The sequence below is a fragment of the Wenyingzhuangia aestuarii genome, from assembly GCF_011927765.1.
In the GTDB taxonomy this organism is placed as follows: domain Bacteria; phylum Bacteroidota; class Bacteroidia; order Flavobacteriales; family Flavobacteriaceae; genus Wenyingzhuangia; species Wenyingzhuangia aestuarii.
Genome location: NZ_JAATJG010000004.1, coordinates 174809 through 192966 on the forward strand (window position 1 = coordinate 174809; position 18158 = coordinate 192966).

The 18158-nt window shown below is 31.6% G+C and carries 19 protein-coding genes and 1 tRNA gene; 11 read left to right on the forward strand and 9 right to left on the reverse strand.

All coding sequences use genetic code 11. The features are described from left to right. Positions 1 to 13: 13 nt before the first annotated feature. From GGR97_RS05510 to pta, 4 genes are all read right to left on the reverse strand, one after another. Positions 14 to 946, reverse strand: coding sequence for an anti-sigma factor (locus tag GGR97_RS05510; RefSeq protein ID WP_167897514.1), 933 nt, complete (start codon positions 944 to 946; stop codon positions 14 to 16). 60 nt (positions 947 to 1006) lie between these two features. Further along, positions 1007 to 1687, reverse strand: coding sequence for a Crp/Fnr family transcriptional regulator (locus GGR97_RS05515; protein ID WP_167897515.1), 681 nt, complete (start codon positions 1685 to 1687; stop codon positions 1007 to 1009). A 108-nt stretch (positions 1688 to 1795) separates the two neighbouring features. Then, entirely contained in the window at positions 1796 to 2986 is a 1191-nt protein-coding gene (locus GGR97_RS05520; RefSeq protein WP_167897516.1) for an acetate/propionate family kinase, read from the reverse strand. A gap of 3 nt (positions 2987 to 2989) precedes the next feature. Next, positions 2990 to 5083, reverse strand: coding sequence for a phosphate acetyltransferase (gene pta / locus GGR97_RS05525; protein ID WP_167897517.1), 2094 nt, complete (start codon positions 5081 to 5083; stop codon positions 2990 to 2992). Between the two features lie 94 nt (positions 5084 to 5177). Between pta and GGR97_RS05530 the strand changes: the two genes are divergently transcribed. Then, positions 5178 to 5702 carry a DUF1697 domain-containing protein gene (locus GGR97_RS05530; RefSeq protein ID WP_167897518.1) on the forward strand — a complete coding sequence of 175 codons (525 nt, stop codon included), beginning with the start codon at positions 5178 to 5180 and terminating at the stop codon, positions 5700 to 5702. Between the two features lie 48 nt (positions 5703 to 5750). On the opposite strand, the gene GGR97_RS05535 is transcribed toward GGR97_RS05530, so the two are convergent. Beyond that, a complete protein-coding gene (locus GGR97_RS05535; RefSeq protein WP_167897519.1) occupies positions 5751 to 6371 on the reverse strand; it encodes an FKBP-type peptidyl-prolyl cis-trans isomerase in 621 nt (206 codons plus the stop codon). 71 nt (positions 6372 to 6442) lie between these two features. On the opposite strand from GGR97_RS05535, the gene GGR97_RS05540 reads away from it, so the two are divergent. Continuing rightward, positions 6443 to 6829 (forward strand): RNA-binding S4 domain-containing protein, encoded by a 387-nt coding sequence (locus GGR97_RS05540; RefSeq protein ID WP_167897520.1) that lies wholly within the window; start codon positions 6443 to 6445, stop codon positions 6827 to 6829. Between the two features lie 10 nt (positions 6830 to 6839). Further along, complete coding sequence (locus GGR97_RS05545; RefSeq protein ID WP_167897521.1) at positions 6840 to 7340, forward strand: phosphoribosyltransferase family protein; 501 nt, start codon at positions 6840 to 6842, stop codon at positions 7338 to 7340. A 3-nt stretch (positions 7341 to 7343) separates the two neighbouring features. On the opposite strand, the gene GGR97_RS05550 is transcribed toward GGR97_RS05545, so the two are convergent. After that, complete coding sequence (locus tag GGR97_RS05550; RefSeq protein WP_167897522.1) at positions 7344 to 7853, reverse strand: shikimate kinase; 510 nt, start codon at positions 7851 to 7853, stop codon at positions 7344 to 7346. 102 nt (positions 7854 to 7955) lie between these two features. On the opposite strand from GGR97_RS05550, the gene GGR97_RS05555 reads away from it, so the two are divergent. After that, positions 7956 to 8028 (forward strand) — tRNA-Lys (locus tag GGR97_RS05555). A 208-nt stretch (positions 8029 to 8236) separates the two neighbouring features. Here the strand turns inward: GGR97_RS05555 and glyA are convergent. Beyond that, the gene (glyA, locus tag GGR97_RS05560; RefSeq protein ID WP_167897523.1) at positions 8237 to 9511 is read right to left on the reverse strand and encodes a serine hydroxymethyltransferase; all 1275 of its coding nucleotides are present in this window, start codon (positions 9509 to 9511) and stop codon (positions 8237 to 8239) included. A gap of 248 nt (positions 9512 to 9759) precedes the next feature. On the opposite strand from glyA, the gene GGR97_RS05565 reads away from it, so the two are divergent. The 3 genes from GGR97_RS05565 to GGR97_RS05575 all read left to right on the forward strand — a co-directional run bounded on the left by GGR97_RS05565 (position 9760) and on the right by GGR97_RS05575 (position 12086). Continuing rightward, positions 9760 to 10923: a hypothetical protein gene (locus tag GGR97_RS05565; RefSeq protein ID WP_167897524.1), complete on the forward strand. Its 1164-nt coding sequence runs from the start codon at positions 9760 to 9762 to the stop codon at positions 10921 to 10923. A gap of 57 nt (positions 10924 to 10980) precedes the next feature. Further along, complete coding sequence (locus tag GGR97_RS05570) at positions 10981 to 11781, forward strand: Cof-type HAD-IIB family hydrolase (RefSeq protein WP_167897525.1); 801 nt, start codon at positions 10981 to 10983, stop codon at positions 11779 to 11781. A gap of 101 nt (positions 11782 to 11882) precedes the next feature. Beyond that, positions 11883 to 12086 carry a hypothetical protein gene (locus GGR97_RS05575; protein WP_167897526.1) on the forward strand — a complete coding sequence of 68 codons (204 nt, stop codon included), beginning with the start codon at positions 11883 to 11885 and terminating at the stop codon, positions 12084 to 12086. A 47-nt stretch (positions 12087 to 12133) separates the two neighbouring features. Here the strand turns inward: GGR97_RS05575 and GGR97_RS05580 are convergent, their stop codons facing one another. Further along, on the reverse strand, positions 12134 to 12505 hold the full coding sequence (locus tag GGR97_RS05580; RefSeq protein WP_167897527.1) for a toxin-antitoxin system YwqK family antitoxin: 372 nt from the start codon (positions 12503 to 12505) through the stop codon (positions 12134 to 12136). Between the two features lie 130 nt (positions 12506 to 12635). Further along, positions 12636 to 13007 carry a bacillithiol system redox-active protein YtxJ gene (gene ytxJ, locus GGR97_RS05585; protein WP_167897528.1) on the reverse strand — a complete coding sequence of 124 codons (372 nt, stop codon included), beginning with the start codon at positions 13005 to 13007 and terminating at the stop codon, positions 12636 to 12638. A 247-nt stretch (positions 13008 to 13254) separates the two neighbouring features. On the opposite strand from ytxJ, the gene clpB reads away from it, so the two are divergent. The 4 genes from clpB to GGR97_RS05605 all read left to right on the forward strand — a co-directional run bounded on the left by clpB (position 13255) and on the right by GGR97_RS05605 (position 18127). Continuing rightward, positions 13255 to 15843 carry an ATP-dependent chaperone ClpB gene (clpB, locus tag GGR97_RS05590; RefSeq protein WP_167897529.1) on the forward strand — a complete coding sequence of 863 codons (2589 nt, stop codon included), beginning with the start codon at positions 13255 to 13257 and terminating at the stop codon, positions 15841 to 15843. A 107-nt stretch (positions 15844 to 15950) separates the two neighbouring features. Beyond that, a complete protein-coding gene (locus tag GGR97_RS05595; protein WP_167897530.1) occupies positions 15951 to 16286 on the forward strand; it encodes a gamma-glutamylcyclotransferase family protein in 336 nt (111 codons plus the stop codon). 19 nt (positions 16287 to 16305) lie between these two features. Then, a complete protein-coding gene (locus tag GGR97_RS05600; protein WP_167897531.1) occupies positions 16306 to 16944 on the forward strand; it encodes a peroxiredoxin in 639 nt (212 codons plus the stop codon). 40 nt (positions 16945 to 16984) lie between these two features. Then, entirely contained in the window at positions 16985 to 18127 is a 1143-nt protein-coding gene (locus tag GGR97_RS05605) for a flavin monoamine oxidase family protein (RefSeq protein WP_209272325.1), read from the forward strand. The last annotated feature ends 31 nt before the right edge of the window (positions 18128 to 18158 follow it).

An 18158-nucleotide genomic window follows, 5' to 3' on the forward strand; every position in this document is an offset into this window, starting at 1 on the left:
TAAGTTTTTCTAATTATTTTCTTGTAATTGTTCCAGCAGGAAAACTAGATAAATTTGCAGTTAAACTATGAACTGTTGGTGCAAATTCTGCAGTATCACTTACTGTTCCTACTAAAGGCTTTATAGAAAAAGGAGCTGCTGAATTATCAGGATAAGGCTCTAAAGAAATTACTGCTGTTTTACCTCTAACATCTAAAGGAAAAACAACTCCTGTAGGTGCATTTAAGAAAAAGTCTTCTCCAGGAATTGGAGGACCAGCATTAGCTTCGGCACCACTAAATTGATTAGAAGCATCTGCTTTTATAAAACTAGTAAATGTACCTGTAGAAATTGGTGTTCCATTAACTACAACCCAACCTTCATATCTCCATCCAGAAGTTACCTCTAACTCAGGCATTCCTCCTAAACCTGCCGTTGGTGGTGCTCCTGGAGTTCCAAACCAAATTCCGTTTTCGTCATTACCATTGTTTGTTCCTGTTTCATCGGTTGGAGTTCTTAAAAAATAGTTACCCCAAGCTCCAGAAAACTCTCCATCACCATTCGTATTAATTCCAGGAACTGTGGTTGCTACAACTGTAGCTGAATTTCCTGAAAAATCTGCTACTAAAATTTTTGTTGCTGATGGTGCTGGATCTGTATCTACTTTAGGTTCTATTGATAATACAAAATTAGTAGCGCTTGCTAAAGTTGATTCGTCTACATTAAAAGAATTTGCAGACCATTTTCCTTCACCATCTATAGTAAACACACCTGTAGATACTGGGCTTCCGTTTACAATTACCCAACCTTCATATACAAAGTTATCTCCTAAGTTAGCTAAACCACTTATGGATAGTTCTAAGTTATGATTACTTTCTATTACGGATTTGTTTTGATCGTCATTATCACATGATCCTAATAACATTCCAAATGCTAAAATACCTGCTGTAAAAAATTTCTTGTTCATCTTAAATTGATTTTGATTATAAAATCAAATGTAGAACAGATTCTTTTTTTGTTTTGTTAGCTAGCTAACACTAAGGTCTTTTTTTAAAATAATTTTAGTTCTTGTAAATTCTATTTGACCTTGTTCCTTTAATTCGTTTAAAATAATATTTAAACTAGGCCTAGAAGCTCCAATTAAATTGGCTATATCTTTTTGAGTATACGGATGTTCTATTTCTATACTTTTGTTTTTATGATTGATAACTCCAAAATCTTTAGACAAATCTGTTAAAAACTCTGTAACTCTTGTTTTACAATCTTTAAACATTAGAATTTCTAACCTTCGCTCTAATTTTTTTATTCTGTAATTGATGAACTTATAAATATTTAAAGCAAAATTCTGATTGTCTCTCATCAAATTGTGTAAAGTAGCCACATCAATAGGGCAAACTGTAGTGGTGTTATTTAATACTTGTGCAAATTCACTTCTAGTATCTTGACCTAACAATGCTTTTTCTCCAAACACTTGTCCTTTACTTAAAATAGCTTTTACAACCTCCTCTCCATCGGGAGTATAGTAGCCTAGTTTTATTTTACCGGATTGAATTAAAAACAGTTTATTAGCTCTATCCGAAGAAAAATAAACATAGTCATTCTTTTTAAAATCTATAAACTGATGACAAGATGCATACTCTTTAAACTTATGAGGGCAAAGTTTACCAAATAGATTTACATTTTCTATAAACCACAATTGTTGAGACATACGTTTAGGGTAATAATTAGCATCTTATAAGTCGCACAAAACATAGCTCTATTACATACAAAAGCCCCTATTTAAATATAGAGGCTTTTATCTCTTTTTTTAATCACACTAAATCAATTCATAAGATTGTTTAGCAATTTCTAACTCCTCATTTGTAGGAATAATTAAAATTTTAACTTTAGCATTTTTCACCTGAATTTCAGTCAACGTTTTAGGTCTTTGATTATTTAAGTCTTTATCAATTTCAATTCCTAAATACTCTAGCTCTTTACATACTAAATCACGAATTTCAATACAATTTTCTCCTGCTCCAGCTGTAAAAACAATTGCATCCAAGCCATTCATAGCAGCAGCATAAGCTCCAATATATTTTTTAACCCTATATGCGTATAATTCTAAAGCCTCTGTACATTCTTTATTTCCGTTGTTAGATTGATTGACTAAATCTCTAAAATCTGAGTAACCAGTCATCCCTAACATTCCGCTTTGTTTGTTAATTAAATCACTAACCTCTTGAGCAGAATATCCTAAGTTTTTAATTAAATGTACAATTACAGCAGGATCAATATCTCCTGTACGAGTTCCCATTGCCAAACCTGTAGTTGGAGAAAATCCCATAGAATGATCTACACAAAGTCCATTTTGTACAGCAGATAAAGAGGCTCCGTTTCCAATATGCAATGTCACTAATTTGGTATTGGTAGTTCCTAAAAATTCATTTGCTTTTTCTGACACGTATTTATGACTCGTTCCATGAAAACCGTATACACGAATCTTTTTTTCCTCTGCCAATTGTTTTGGTAAGGCATATTTGTAAGCTTTTGAAGGCATTGTTTGATGAAAAACCGTATCAAAAACGACTACTTGCTTTGCTTGTGGAAACAAATCTTCACAAACTTCTATTCCTAATAAATGAGCAGGGTTATGTAATGGTGCTAAGGAGAACAGCTCCTTAATTTCATCCTTTACAGCTGGAGTTACAATTTCTGCTTTGTCAAAAGCACTTCCTCCATGTACAACTCTGTGTCCTATAACTTTTAAGTCTTCTTTTTTAGCAATAACTCCTACGTTTGTATCAAATAAATGAGACACTAACAAAGACAAACCTTCTTTATGGTCTGCAATCGCTCCTTCTATTTTAATTTCATCGCCGTTAACAGGTTGGTAAACAAAATTTGAGTTTTCTTGTCCTACTCCAATACGTTCTATTAAACCTTCGCAAACTACATTTTCTGCAGGCATTTCAATCAATTGATATTTGATAGATGAACTTCCTGAATTGATAATTAATACATTCATGTTTTATAATTCTTGTGCTTGTATAGCGGTAATGATTACAGTGTTAAAAATATCGTCTACGGTACAACCTCTACTTAAATCGTTTACGGGTTTGTTTAATCCTTGTAACATAGGTCCAATGGCCAATGCTCCTGTTTCTCTCTGAATAGCTTTATAGGTATTATTTCCTGTATTTAAATCTGGAAAAACCAAAACGGTTGCTTTACCTGCTACCTCTGAGTTTGGCATTTTACTTTTTGCTACTCCAGGATCTACAGCAGCATCATACTGTATAGGTCCCTCTACCTTTAAATCGGGTCTTTTTTGTTTTACAATTTCTGTAGCGGTTCTCACTTTATCTACTTGAGCTCCTTTTCCTGAAGATCCTGAAGAATAAGAAAGCATTGCTACCCTTGGTTCTATTCCAAAATTAGCGGCTGAATCTGCCGATGAAATAGCTATTTCTGCCAACTGTTCTGCTGTTGGATCTGGGTTAATGGCACAATCTCCAAAAATAGCTACTCTGTTTTCCATACACATAAAAAAGATAGATGAAACTACAGATACTCCTGGTTTCGTTTTTATAAACTGCAAAGCAGGTCTAATGGTATGTTGTGTAGTGTTTACAGCTCCAGAAACCATTCCGTCTACCATTCCTTTATGCACCATCATCGTTCCAAAATAAGATACATCTGTCATGGTATCTTTGGCCATGTCTAAATTCATTCCTTTATGCTTTCTTAATTCGTAAAGCGTATTGGTAAAATCTTCAAAATGTTCAGATTCTATAGGATTGATGACTTTAATTTTTTCAAAATTAATAGCGACGTCTATTTTTTCTGCTTTAACTTTTAACTCATCTATATTTCCTAATAAAACAATATCAACAATATTTAAAGTCGCCAACATTGCTGCTGCTTCTAAAATACGCGGATCGTTTCCTTCTGGTAGAACAATTCTCTTTTTTGTTTTACTAGCTCTATCAATCATATTGTATTGGAACATCTTAGGTGTCATTCCGTTTACCTTAAAATTGATTAATTTATTGGTTAAATCTTCGGTAGGAACGTATTTATCAAAAATTCTAAGCGATGCTAAAATCTTATCTGTATTCTCTGAATAAATTTGTGCTTGTACATTGGCTACATCTGTAGTAGCCTCAAAAGTTCCTGTTTTTACTGATAAAATTGGCACTACATCAGACAAACCATCAATTAATTTTAAAATTGTTTTTTCTGGTTTTAAGCCTCCTGTTAATACAATTCCAGATACTTTAGGATAATTTTTAGAGCTGTTTGCCTGTAAAGAACCTAAAATAATATCGGCTCTATCTCCAGGAGTTACCACCAAATAATTATCTACATAATGTTCTAAGTGGTTTCTTAACTGCATAGCTCCTACTCCGTAAGCACTAATAGGGTTGTTTAATCCGTTTTCTCCAAACAAAACCTCAGCATTTAATTCTCTTACAATTTCTGCTACCGTTGGGCTAGATAATTTATTAGAATAAGGAATTACAGATTTAACAACAGACTTAGGTAATATGTTGTCTAAATGATTTTCAATCATTTCTTTGTGATTCTTATTCGCCTTGTTTATAATAACCGACAATACATTTACTTGATCATTAATAAAGGTATCGTATATTAATTTGGTGTTTTCTATTAAATCGTGTACCGAAATTCCTTTTTTAGCCTTACTAATAATCAATGCAGGAATTCCTAAGTTTTTGGCAATCATTACGTTTAACTCAGCCTCATACGAAGTAGCATCTCCTTCAAAATCAGTCCCTTCTACCAAAACAAAATCATATTTAGATTCCATTTTTTTGTAGCGTTTGATAATTGTATCTATAATTTCTCCGCTTTTTCCCTGATTTCTTTTAGTGATGACTTCTTTACCTGTAAACACAAAAGCATCTTTGTAGTCAATATCTAAATCAAAGTGAGACAAAATGGTCTCTATATGAAAATCTTTTTGACTTTTCCCGATAGTAATTATAGGTTTTAAATATCCTACTTTAGTTGTTTTTCCTAACAACAATCGCATTAAACCAAGGGTTACAATAGATTTCCCACTGTTAGAATGTGAAGCTGCAATGTAGATGGCTTTACTCATAATGATTCATTAGTTTTAAACAAAAATAAGACATCAGAATAGTAAACAAACTAATATATGTCATACTTTTAAAATTATTTAAACTTAATTTAAAATGATTTATATAGTACTATTAAGAGGCATAAACGTTTCTGGAAAAAACAAAATGATCATGAAAGATTTTGTAAGCCTCTTAGCTAATGTTGATGAATTTACAAAAGTTAATAGCTATATCCAAAGTGGAAATTTTGTAATTAAAAGTAATCTTAATACTGTTAAAGATATTTCCTTAATTATTAACAACGTTATTACAAACCACTACGGATATAATATAGAAGTGTTTACCTACACTTTAACACATTTTAAAGAACTAGTAAATAAGCATCCTTTTGAAATTATTGACAAACGAAATTATGTTGTTTTCACCAAAAATGGGTCTCAAAATCCAAAGGGATTAGATCAAAAAAACTTTGGTAGCGACAACTATAGGGTTGATTCCCTAATTATACATATATGTTATGCCACAAAATACAGTGACTCTAAGTTAAATAACAACAGTATAGAAAAACTATTACAAACAACAGCTACTAGCCGAAACTGGAACACGGTTCAAAAATTAATAGCTATGGCTAGTGCATAAAAAAAGCTCCAAATATACATGGAGCTTTTTTTATATTGATAAATTTTATTATTCATCGTCATTTTCTATTTGACCTACAGATCTTAATACAATTTTAAAGATTAATGTTTCATTTGCAGAAATTAAACCACTTCCAAAATTTTGATAAGCCAAACCTGAAGGAACAATCATTAACCCCTCTCCAGAATTGCTATATTGTCTTGGTAAAGTTGGATCATCTTCATTAGATTCACCTTCTTTAAAATTAGGTAATCCTACTTGCCATCCAGGTATTAAACCTGTTAAATCTAAAAATGCATCATTCACATCATTTTCTTGATACAATAGATTTTCTAAAGACGTTAACTTGTAAGTTATATTTACAATGTCATTAGCATCTGGACTATTTCCTGTACCCTCAACAGTCTCGTAAGTGTACATGGTATAATCAATATCTAAATAAGTAGTTTCTACAGCCTTTAAATTATCATCATTGGCTAAAGAAGTTTTTCCTTCAATCAAATCTTCAAACTGGTCACTATCGCTATCATAGTAATGAGTGGCCAAATAGGTGTCTATTTCTACTTTTTCTTTATTGTATTGTGCTACATGGTCAAAAACCTCTGTACCTTCCTGACATCCAACAACTAAAACTGCAAAAGCAGCCATTATTATTTTTTTAAAATTCATTATCTATTGTTTTACAACTCGCAATTTACAATTTTCATATCTTAGCCGAAAGAATCATTTACAAATAACTAATGAGAATTGACAAATATTTATGGACCATTAGAATGTTTAAGACTCGATCTATAGCTACTGAGGCTTGTAAAAAAGGTCATGTTAAGATTAACAATGTTAATGCCAAACCTTCTAAAGATGTGTTTATTGGTGAAAAACTTATTGTTCGTAAAAATCAAATCAACTATCAGTTAGAAGTTTTAGACATTCCACCCAATAGAGTTGGAGCTAAATTGGTGGATCTTTACAGAAAAGACACCACTCTTAAAGAAGCTTTTGAACACGAAGACATGTTAAAGTTTGCCAAAGACTATTACCGACAAAAAGGTGCAGGTAGACCTAGTAAAAAAGACAGAAGAGATTTAGACGAATACCAAGAAAATGGTACTTTTGACAACGAAAATTAAATTGACATCCATGAACAAGTCTATTATATTAAACCATCAAGAAATCACACAAAAAACAAGAAGAATTGCTTTTCAAATATTGGAGAGTAACTGTGATACGGACGAAATTATTTTAGCAGGTATTAATGGAAATGGATTTATATTTGCAGAACACCTAAAAGAACACTTACAAGAAATTAGTGATCTTAAAATTACTTTGTGTGAGTTAATTCTTGATAAAAAAAATCCGCTTACAGAAATTACTACAAGTATTCCTAAAGAAGCCTACCAAAATAAAAACTTGGTTTTAATTGATGATGTTTTAAGTTCTGGAAAAACGTTAATCTATGGTGTAAAACACTTTTTACAAGTTCCTTTAGCTTCTTTTAAAACAGCTGTTTTGGTAAACAGAAATCACAAACAATACCCCGTAAAAGCAGATTTTAAAGGATTATCTTTATCTACCTCTTTACAAGAGCATATAGAAGTAGATTTTAGTAAAGAAAATGATGCAATTGCTTATTTATGCTAAAAATTAAATAGCAGCTATTATTTCTGAAGCAATGGTATTTACAGATTTGTTATCTACAGATACGGCTACTTTGGCTTGTAAATAATAATGTCTTCTTTCAAACAAATGTTTACCAATAAACTCTGGTAAATCTTCATTGCTAATTCTAGCTATTAAAGGTCTTTTGCTTTTTTCGGGAAGTAATCTGTCTACTAATGTTGGAATGTTTGCACTTAAATATACCGAGGTAGATTTCTGGTTGATTAATTCCATATTATTTCCAAAGCACGGAGTTCCACCTCCTAACGATAAAATAAATTCTTCTTTACCATCTAACAATTCTTGCAAACAAGTTGTTTCAAGTTTTCTAAAATAGATTTCTCCTTTGGTAGAAAATATTTCAGCAATTAACATTCCTTCTTTCTCTTCTATATAATCATCTAAGTCTATTCTTTTAAACTTTAAATGATGACTTAATGATTTTGAAATTGCAGATTTACCACACCCCATATACCCTAAAAGAACTAGTTTCATGTTTTTATACTTACCAAATTAGACCTCACAAATATCAAAGAAAAAAACAACCTAAAAAAAGTTTTCATGATTTAAAAAAAGCTCTATATTTGCACCCTCATTGACCTGGTAGCTCAGTTGGTAGAGCATCTCCCTTTTAAGGAGAGGGTCCTGGGTTCGAGCCCCAGCCCGGTCACAAAAAGCCTAACTTTAATTAGTTAGGCTTTTTTATTTCAAACTAGCTATTATCTTTTAAAAAAAAATCCCATCAAACTATTTTAGATTAGCAAAACAACAAACGATAAAAAAAAGTTAGTAACTAATAAAACAATTTAATTTGTAGTCTATACAAACAAAAAAAGCCACTATTACTAGTGGCTCTTTTTAATATTAAGTTATTTAGACTACCATTGGAACAATGGTCTATCTTGCATAAATTCATTTACTTTATTAGCAATAGTTTCTAATACATCTTCATTTTCAAAGTTATTAATTACTTCATCAATAAAGTTAGCAATTACAGCCATATCATCTTCTTTTAATCCACGAGTCGTAACTGCAGAAGCTCCTAAACGGATTCCAGAAGTTACAAACGGAGAACGAGTATCATAAGGGACCATGTTCTTGTTAACAGTAATATCAGCTTTTACCAACGCTTGTTCAGCATCTTTACCTGATAAGTTCTTATTTCTTAAGTCAATTAACATACAGTGGTTATCTGTACCTCCAGAAATAATTTTATAATCTTTAGCTACTAATTCTTTAGCCAATCTTGCAGCGTTCTTTTTTACTTGAACTTGGTAGTGTAAGTACTCATCTGTTAAAGCTTCTCCTAAAGCAATTGCTTTTGCAGCAATAACATGCTCTAAAGGTCCACCTTGCATTCCTGGGAATACTGCGCTGTTAAGCATTGCAGACATTTTCTTTAAACTTCCGTTTTTTAAAGTAAGACCATCTCTGTTATCAAAGTCTTTCCCCATCATAATCATTCCTCCTCTTGGACCTCTTAAAGTCTTGTGAGTAGTAGTTGTTACAAAGTGACAGTGAGGCATAGGATCGTTTAAGATTCCTTTTGCAATCATTCCAGATGGGTGAGAAATATCAGCTAATAAATAAGCTCCTACTTCATCAGCAATTTCTCTAAATTTTGCAAAATCAATATCTCTTGAGTAAGAAGATGCACCCGCAACAATCATTTTAGGTTTTTCTGCTTTTGCAATTTCTAAAATGTTATCGTAGTTTAAAACCTCAGTTTCTTTATCTACACCATAGTGAACTGCCTTGTAAATTTTCCCTGAAAAGTTTACTGGAGAACCGTGTGTTAAGTGACCTCCGTGAGATAAGTCAAACCCTAAAATTTTATCTCCTGGCTCTAATACTGCAAAATACACTGCTGCATTTGCTTGAGATCCTGAGTGAGGCTGTACGTTTACGTATTCAGCACCATATAATTCTTTAGCTCTATCTATAGCTAGTTGCTCAACAATATCTACTACTTCACATCCTCCATAGTATCTTTTACCTGGATATCCTTCAGCATATTTATTTGTTAAAACAGAACCTTGAGCTTCCATTACTTGTTCACTAACGAAGTTTTCAGAAGCAATCAATTCAATTCCTTTTAATTGTCTTTCTTTTTCGTCTTGAATTAAATCAAAAATGATTTGATCACGTTTCATATTCTAGGTGTTTTTGAGGTTGAAAATGAATTGCAAAAATAATAAATATTTATTCATGCTTAACCAAAAGTAGTAAGAATATATTTCTATAATATTCTTCTATTCAGAAAGCTATCCTTTATTGTGTTTTTTGATGGTACTAAAACAGAAAATTTTACTTTTGTCTGCTAAAACTATAAAAGAACCTCATCATTTCTTTTCTGAAAGTTTGGCCTAAAAATTGGCTTAGCTTAAAAAACAATATTCTTATGATAAAAAAACTACCTTTTTTCTTACTTTTTCTTTTTATGATGAGTTGTTCTGGGTTAAAAACTTCTCAAAAATATTTAGCACAAGGAAACTACGACCAAGCTATTCAGCAAGCTTTAACTTACTTACAAAGCAATAGGTATGGTAAAAAAGCTCCAGAATTTCATCAATTATTATTTGAATCTTACAACAAAGCTGTTGACAAAGACAAAAGAACTCTTGAATTTATAAATCAAGATGTAAACCCAGAAAGTTTAGAGCGTAAATTTAATACGCTATTGCAATTAGAAAAAAGGCAAAATAAAATCCGTCCATTATTACCTATTGATGGCTTTCATTTTAAATTGGAAAACTATACCCGAGAAACATTAAGTGTTAGAGATCAACTTTCTGAATATTTATACAACAAAGCGAACAACAAGCTTGGTATGAATGATAAGTTGATGGTTAGAGAAGCACATGATGATTTTAATTATTTACAAAAAATTAACCCTAACTATAAAAATGTACCAGAACTAGTGAACAAAGCTAGAGCAAAAGGAATGGATTATGTTTTGATAGATTTTAAAAACAAAACCGGAAAAGTAATTCCCAAAAGATTAGCCAACGATCTTTTAAATTTAAGCGAATACAACTTAGATAATTACTGGGTAAGCTATCATAATTCTTTTGACAAGAAAATGAACTACGATTATGTAATGCTATTAACTTATGACGAAATAAACATTAGCCCAGAACGTATAAAAGAAACCTTGTTAGTAAAAGAAAAAGAAATTGTAGATGGTAAAAAATACGTGCTAGATGAAAAAGGAAATGTTAAAAAAGACGAAAAAGGAAACGATATTAAAGAAGATCGTTTGATAAAAGTTACAAGTTCTTTTCATCAGTTTTTACAAACCAAAAGCTGTAATGTAAAAGCTACGGCAAGTTTTTTAACATTTAAAAACAATCAACTACTTTCTAGCATTCCTTTAAATAGTGAATTTGTTTTTGAACATTATTATGCAAATCAAGAAGGAGACAAAAGAGCTTTATCTACCTTACACTTAAATATGTTAACTGGTAAAAAAATTCCATTTCCTACAAACAGTCAAATGATTTTAGACACTAGTAACGATGTAAAATCGCAACTTCAAAATATCTTAACTAAACAAAATTTCTAACTACTTTTACCTCTTACACTATTTTAAAGAGTTAATTTTATTTTAAACCACAAGTCTATGAAATACAAAATGATTGTATTAGATATGGATGACACCTTATTAACGGACGATCATACCATATCAGACAGAAACAGAAAAGCCATTAAAGCTGCACAAGAAAAAGGTGTGTATGTAGTATTGGCATCAGGAAGACCTACTGCAGCTATGACTAGCTATGCAAAAGAATTGGAATTAGACAAATACAACTCTTATATTATTTCTTTTAACGGAAGTCAAATTATAGACATGTCTACAGATAACTGTATTTTTGAACAAACTTTAGATGTAAAAGATATTCATGAATTGTTTGATTATAGTGAAGCAAACAACACTGCTTTTATTACTTACGAAAACGGTTCTATTATAGGAACTAAAGATTCTGAATATATAGATGTAGAAAAAAACATAACAGGAATGCTCTATATTAAAGTTCCAGATTTTAAAGCAAGCATTACTAAAAACTGTGTAAAATGTTTGCTATTAGAAGAACCTAGTTATTTAAAGACCGTAGAAGCTAAACTAAAAAAAATTAGAACAGATTTAAGTATTTCTATGTCTAAGCCTTTTTTCTTAGAAGTAATGCCACAAGGAATAGACAAAGCTGCTACCTTAAACAGGTTAATTAAACAATTAGGAATTGAGCAACACGAAACTATTGCTGTAGGAAATGCAGGAAATGATTTAACTATGGTAGAATTTGCTGGTTTGGGTGTTTGGGTAGACAATGTTACTCCAGAACTAAGAGACAAAGCAGATGTTATTGTAGCCTCTAATAACCATGATGGTGTTGCAGAAGTTATAGAGAAATACATTTTATAAACACATTACTTACTTAAAATCAATAGCCAATTAACAATAATCAAGTTAATTGGCTATTTTTTTACATAGCTTTAACTTCTAGAAATCAGAAAATTAATATTATGAAAAAAAGAATCTGTCCGTGTTGTACCTCAACACTGCGTTCTAAAAAACGCAAAAAGAAGTTTCTGAAACTATTATTTTTTGTTGAATTATTAAACTGTGCAAGATGTAGTACTTTTTATGCTTACCTAAAAGGACTAGATAAAACAATTTGCATTACTCAAGGAGTTTCAGAAGAAAACACAAAAGAAAGTGTTGCATAAAAAAAGCCACTCTATTGAGTGGCTTTTATTTTTATTGAAAGAGATTGTTAATCTTCGCTTTCATTATCTGCTAACTGAGAATTTCCTTTCCATTCGTAAACACTTGCTACTCTGTAGTCAGAACCAAAGTCTACTTGAGTTAATGCTTCTTTATTACCTTTCCAGAAAAACCATCTACCTGTTTTCTTTCCGTTCTCATAATGTCCCATAGAAACTTTCTGACCTTTATTGTCATACGATTTCCATGTTCCGTGTAATTTTTTATCTGCAGTAACATATCCTGTTTGTGCTACTTCTCCATTAGTATGGAAAAGAGTTACTTCATATAAATTTCCTTGTTTCTGAACTTTTACATTGTCTTTTTGACCATAAGTTACAAGTCCTACAAATAGTGATAATATTAATAATGTGGTTTTCATAATAGTTGTATTTATGTTGATACTACAAATATACATCTATTTTACACTTAAACAACATTAAATTAACATTAAATTAACATTAGAAACCAAAACAACAATAACTAACTGATTTACAGCAATAAAACCAAGGTTAGAATGTTAATTCTAGGATTCCATAATGTGAATCTTGCTGAGTTACTTTTCCATTTTCTAAGAAAATAGCCTGTGGAGATTGGTGTACAACCTTAAATTTATCAGCAATAGCCGCAGAAATATCCCTATGCGCTATTAAATCTAAAAAGTACAACGTATACCCTTCTCCTATTTGTTTTTCAAATTTATTTAAAACACTTGCACTAATACTACAACGTGTACTGTGTTTAAAAATAACCACTTTATTTTCTTTAGAAGCTGCTACTACCTCTTCTAACTGAGCTACTGTAGTTAATTCATTCCATTTTACTTTTGATGTTTTTTGCTCACCTTCAGACTTGCTTCCTAATATTTTATCAAAAAATCCCATAATATTTCTTATTTACATTATAACTAAAGCAAATATATTGCTTCTTTTACTATTAATAACATCTCAGTCGTTCTATTATGACTAGCTTACATACAAGACAAAAAGTCCTATAAACCTAAGTAAACACAGACATTATGTCTAGAAATCAGACAATTATTCATTTTGCTAGCAAGGGAATAACAATTGCTATATAGTCATCAGAAAAAGCTAGCAAAGAGAATTTAAAAAATCCTTAAAACAAATAGTTATGAATTTTAACAATTATACCATAAAATCGCAAGAGGTAGTGCAACAAGCACAACAAATTGCACAGGGATTACAGCATCAACAAATAGAAAACACTCATATTTTTAAAGCTCTTTTAGAAATAGATGAGCATGTAACTCCTTTTATATTAAAAAAACTACAAGTAAACATTACTTTATTACCTCAAATTTTAGAGAACACTTTAAACAGTTTTCCTAAGGTAACTGGAGGACAATTAAGTTTATCATCTACTTGTTCTAAAACATTAACAGATGCTAGTAACATTGCCAAAAAAATGGACGATGAATATGTATCTGTAGAACATTTGTTACTCGCTTTATTAAACAATAAAGATACCGTTAGTCAAATTCTAAAAGATCAAGGAGTAACAGAAAAAGGTTTAAAAGCAGCTATTGATGAAATTAGAAAAGGTCAAAAAGTAACCTCACAAAGTGCCGAAGAAACGTACAATGCTTTAAACAAATACGCTAAAGATTTAAACAAATTAGCAAGCACAGGTAAACTAGATCCGGTAATTGGTCGTGATGAAGAGATTCGTAGAATTTTACAAATCTTGTCTCGTAGAACCAAAAACAACCCCATATTAATTGGAGAACCAGGTGTGGGTAAAACGGCTATTGCAGAAGGTTTGGCTCATAGAATTGTAAAAGGAGATGTTCCCGAAAATCTAAAAGACAAACAAGTATTTTCTTTAGACATGGGGGCTTTAATTGCAGGTGCAAAATACAAAGGAGAATTTGAGGAGCGATTAAAATCGGTAGTAAAAGAAGTAACCTCTGCCGAAGGAGACATTGTTTTGTTTATTGATGAAATTCACACTTTAGTAGGTGCTGGTGGTGGTGAAGGTGCTATGGATGCTGCCAATATTTTAAAACCAGCTTTGGCTCGTGGTGAGTTAAGAGCTATTGGTGCTACAACTTTAGATGAATATCAAAAATATTTTGAAAAAGACAAAGCATTAGAAAGACGTTTCCAAAAAGTAATGGTAAACGAACCCGATACAGAAAGCGCTATTTCTATTTTACGTGGTATTAAAGAAAAGTACGAAGCACATCATAAAATTCAAATTAAAGACAGCGCTATTATAGCTGCCGTTAAATTAAGTCAGCGTTATATTACCTCTCGTTTTTTACCCGATAAAGCCATCGATTTAATGGATGAAGCTGCTTCTAAAATGAGAATGGAAATGAACTCTAAACCAGAGGAATTAGATGTTTTAGATAGAAAAGTAATGCAACTTGAAATTGAGATTGAAGCCATCAAACGTGAAAAAGATGAAAAAAAACTAACTGCTTTACGTAAGGAATTAGCCAACGTTAAAGAAAAAAGAGATAGTATTTATACACAGTGGAAATCTGAAAAAGATATTGTAGACAACGTTCAAACAGTAAAAGATGAAATAGATCAATACAAACTAGAGGCAGACAAAGCAGAGCGTGATGGAAATTATGGATTAGTTGCTGAGTTGCGTTACGGTAAAATTAAAGAAGCACAAGAGCGACTAGAACTAGCTCAAAAAGAATTAGCTAAAAACCAAGAAAACTCTTTAGTTAAGGAAGAAGTAACCGAAGATGATATTGCTGAAGTTGTTGCCAAATGGACTGGAGTTCCAGTTCAGAAAATGTTGCAAAGTGATCGTGAAAAATTACTACAACTAGAAGATCAACTACATTTAAGAGTGGTAGGACAAGAAGATGCTATAGAGGCCGTTTCTGATGCTGTTAGAAGATCTAGAGCAGGATTGCAAGATGTTAGAAAACCTTTAGGAAGTTTCTTGTTTTTAGGAACTACTGGGGTAGGTAAAACCGAACTAGCTAAAGCTTTGGCCGAATATTTATTTGATGATGAAAATGCATTAACTCGTATAGATATGAGTGAATACCAAGAACGTCATTCAGTAAGTAGATTGGTAGGGGCACCTCCTGGTTATGTAGGTTATGATGAAGGTGGACAATTAACCGAAGCCGTAAGACGTAAACCTTACTCTGTAGTCTTGTTAGATGAGATTGAAAAAGCGCATCCTGATACTTTTAACATTTTATTACAAATGTTAGACGAAGGTAGGTTAACAGATAATAAAGGACGTTTGGCAGATTTTAAAAACACCATTATTATTATGACTTCTAACATGGGAGCAGAAATTATTAAGGAACGTTTTGAAAATGTTAAAAAAGAGAACCGAGAAGAAGTTGCAGAGCAAGCTAAAGTAGAAGTTTTACAAAACTTAAAACAAATTGTAAGACCTGAGTTTATTAACCGTATTGATGAAATTGTGATGTTTACTCCTTTAAACATAGAGGAAATTAGTCAAATTGTAGAAATACACTTAAAAGGGTTAACACATTTATTAGCCAATAAGGAAATAAAACTAACAGCTACAGACCATGCCAAATTAGCCCTAGCGCAAAAAGGGTTTGATCCTGAATTTGGAGCTAGACCGGTAAAACGTGTGATTCAAAAAGAAGTTTTAAATCTTTTGTCTAAAGAAATATTAGCGGGTAATATTAGCAACCAAAGCAATGTATTGTTAGATGCTATTGATGACAAGCTGTTTTTCACAAAACTCTAACAGAAAACAGGAATCAGATTTACTTCTGATTCCTGTTTTTTTATTGATAAAAATCAACCTAAAAACACAATATTTTTTAGACCTTTAAACTCCCTTAAACAAAAAAAATGCATTTATTATTTTCCTACGGAACCTTACAATTAGAAAAAGTTCAAATAGAATCGTTTGGTCGACTTTTAAAAGGGAGTAAAGATACCTTAAAAGGATATGCGTTAGGTAAACTAAAAATTACCGCCCCAGATGTTTTAGCAAAAAGCGAAAAAGAATATCATCCTATAGCAGAAATTTCAATCCATCCTAATGACGAAATAAAAGGTATGATTTTTGAAATTACTAACGAGGAATTAGCACAAGCAGATGCTTATGAAGTATCTGATTACAAAAGAATAAAAGCAACATTTGTATCGGGCAAAAAAGCTTGGATATATGTGGCCAACAAATAATAAATAAAAAAAAAGAATTATGAGTACATTAAGATTAGGTGATGTAGCACCAAACTTTACAGCACAAACTACAGAAGGTGAAATTAATTTTCACGAATGGTTAGGAGACGGATGGGGAGTTTTATTCTCACACCCATCAGATTACACTCCTGTTTGTACTACAGAATTAGGAACTGTGGCTAAATACAAAGCAGAATTTGACAAAAGAAACACTAAAGTTGTTGCTTTAAGTGTGGATGGAGTAGCATCTCACAACGGATGGATTAAGGACATTAACGAAACTCAAAACACAACCGTTAACTTTCCTATTATTGCTGATGAAGACAAAAAAGTATCAGATTTATATGATATGATTCACCCAAATGCAGATAACACTTTAACTGTACGTTCTGTATTTATTATAGATCCAGATAAAAAAGTAAAATTAATTATTGTATATCCTGCATCAACAGGAAGAAACTTTGACGAATTATTAAGAGTTATTGATTCTTTACAATTAACAGCTTACCACAAAGTAGCAACTCCTGCTAACTGGAACAACGGTGATGATGTAGTTATTACACCTGCTGTTAAAAATGAAGACATTCCTACTTTATTCCCTAAAGGACACAAAGAGGTAAAACCTTATTTAAGAATGACTCCACAGCCAAACTTATAAGACTCGTTCTTAAAAACAAAAACTCCATGAATTTAAATTCATGGAGTTTTTTTATTGTGTAAGTAAACATCAAATTACAGACTTATTATACTTAAGAATAGAGAATAAGAGAATGGATAGTACTAAAAAAATTATAATTATAGGAGCAGGTTTAACAGGTCTTACTTTAGCTTACTATTTAAGTAAAACAAAGCATTCGTTTAAAATTATAGAAGCAAGAAAACGTATTGGTGGTAGAATTTACACCAAAGTAACAAACAATAGCGCTCCTATAGAATTAGGAGCTACTTGGTTTGCCAAACAACACACAGAAGCTTTAAAACTAGTAAAAGAATTAAACCTTGGTTTGTTTGAACAAATTTTGGGAACCACTGCTATTTACGAACCTATATCTACCAGTCCAGCACAAATTGTACAACTTCCCAAAAACCAAGAACCTAGTTATCGTTTAAAAGGAGGAACTCATCAACTAATCAATCAACTAGCTAGTCATATAAACAATGATGATCTTATTTTAAACAAAGAAGTATCTGCTATTATTAATGAAAATGACAAAGTAGCTGTTAAAACAAAAACCTGTACCCATATTTGTGATATTGTTATCTCTACCTTACCTCCTCACCTATTAGTAAACAGCATTACTTTTGATCCTAAACTAGATAATCATACTTATCAAATTGCACAAAACACACATACTTGGATGGGAGAGTCCATTAAAATAGGCTTTAGTTACAAAACTCCTTTTTGGAGAGAAAACAACTTAAGTGGAACTATTTTTAGCAATGTAGGACCAATTCCAGAAATGTACGATCATTCCAACCAACAAGATAATCTTTACGCTTTAAAAGGTTTTTTAAACGGAGTGTATTATAAAGTATCTAAAGAAGAACGTTGTGAATTAGCTCTACGTCAGCTAGAAAAATATTACGGTAAACAAGCAAGATACTATGTTAATTACGAAGAAATGGTTTGGAAAAACAAAGAATACACCTCTACAGAATACGGTGACTTAGTACTACCACATCAGAAAAATGGAGATGCTGTTTTTCAAAACTCTTATTACAATCATAAATTATGGATAGCAGGTACAGAAACTTCTACCGATTATTCTGGGTATATGGAAGGAGCTATTAGAAGTGCCCAAAGAGTAATGAATTCTATAAAAAAACGTCCTCAAAATTAATTGAGAACGCTTGTTAAGAATAATAAAAACT

Excerpts from the sequence above, each read along its gene's own strand:
- GGR97_RS05510 (WP_167897514.1), bottom strand. The coding sequence starts at position 946 with ATGAACAAGAAATTTTTTACAGCAGGTATTTTAGCATTTGGAATGTTA.
- GGR97_RS05515 (WP_167897515.1), bottom strand. The coding sequence starts at position 1,687 with ATGTCTCAACAATTGTGGTTTATAGAAAATGTAAATCTATTTGGTAAA.
- GGR97_RS05520 (WP_167897516.1), bottom strand. The coding sequence starts at position 2,986 with ATGAATGTATTAATTATCAATTCAGGAAGTTCATCTATCAAATATCAA.
- pta (WP_167897517.1), bottom strand. The coding sequence starts at position 5,083 with ATGAGTAAAGCCATCTACATTGCAGCTTCACATTCTAACAGTGGGAAA.
- GGR97_RS05530 (WP_167897518.1), top strand. The coding sequence starts at position 5,178 with ATGATTTATATAGTACTATTAAGAGGCATAAACGTTTCTGGAAAAAAC.
- GGR97_RS05535 (WP_167897519.1), bottom strand. The coding sequence starts at position 6,371 with ATGAATTTTAAAAAAATAATAATGGCTGCTTTTGCAGTTTTAGTTGTT.
- GGR97_RS05540 (WP_167897520.1), top strand. The coding sequence starts at position 6,443 with ATGAGAATTGACAAATATTTATGGACCATTAGAATGTTTAAGACTCGA.
- GGR97_RS05545 (WP_167897521.1), top strand. The coding sequence starts at position 6,840 with ATGAACAAGTCTATTATATTAAACCATCAAGAAATCACACAAAAAACA.
- GGR97_RS05550 (WP_167897522.1), bottom strand. The coding sequence starts at position 7,853 with ATGAAACTAGTTCTTTTAGGGTATATGGGGTGTGGTAAATCTGCAATT.
- glyA (WP_167897523.1), bottom strand. The coding sequence starts at position 9,511 with ATGAAACGTGATCAAATCATTTTTGATTTAATTCAAGACGAAAAAGAA.
- GGR97_RS05565 (WP_167897524.1), top strand. The coding sequence starts at position 9,760 with ATGATAAAAAAACTACCTTTTTTCTTACTTTTTCTTTTTATGATGAGT.
- GGR97_RS05570 (WP_167897525.1), top strand. The coding sequence starts at position 10,981 with ATGAAATACAAAATGATTGTATTAGATATGGATGACACCTTATTAACG.
- GGR97_RS05575 (WP_167897526.1), top strand. The coding sequence starts at position 11,883 with ATGAAAAAAAGAATCTGTCCGTGTTGTACCTCAACACTGCGTTCTAAA.
- GGR97_RS05580 (WP_167897527.1), bottom strand. The coding sequence starts at position 12,505 with ATGAAAACCACATTATTAATATTATCACTATTTGTAGGACTTGTAACT.
- ytxJ (WP_167897528.1), bottom strand. The coding sequence starts at position 13,007 with ATGGGATTTTTTGATAAAATATTAGGAAGCAAGTCTGAAGGTGAGCAA.
- clpB (WP_167897529.1), top strand. The coding sequence starts at position 13,255 with ATGAATTTTAACAATTATACCATAAAATCGCAAGAGGTAGTGCAACAA.
- GGR97_RS05595 (WP_167897530.1), top strand. The coding sequence starts at position 15,951 with ATGCATTTATTATTTTCCTACGGAACCTTACAATTAGAAAAAGTTCAA.
- GGR97_RS05600 (WP_167897531.1), top strand. The coding sequence starts at position 16,306 with ATGAGTACATTAAGATTAGGTGATGTAGCACCAAACTTTACAGCACAA.
- GGR97_RS05605 (WP_209272325.1), top strand. The coding sequence starts at position 16,985 with ATGGAGTTTTTTTATTGTGTAAGTAAACATCAAATTACAGACTTATTA.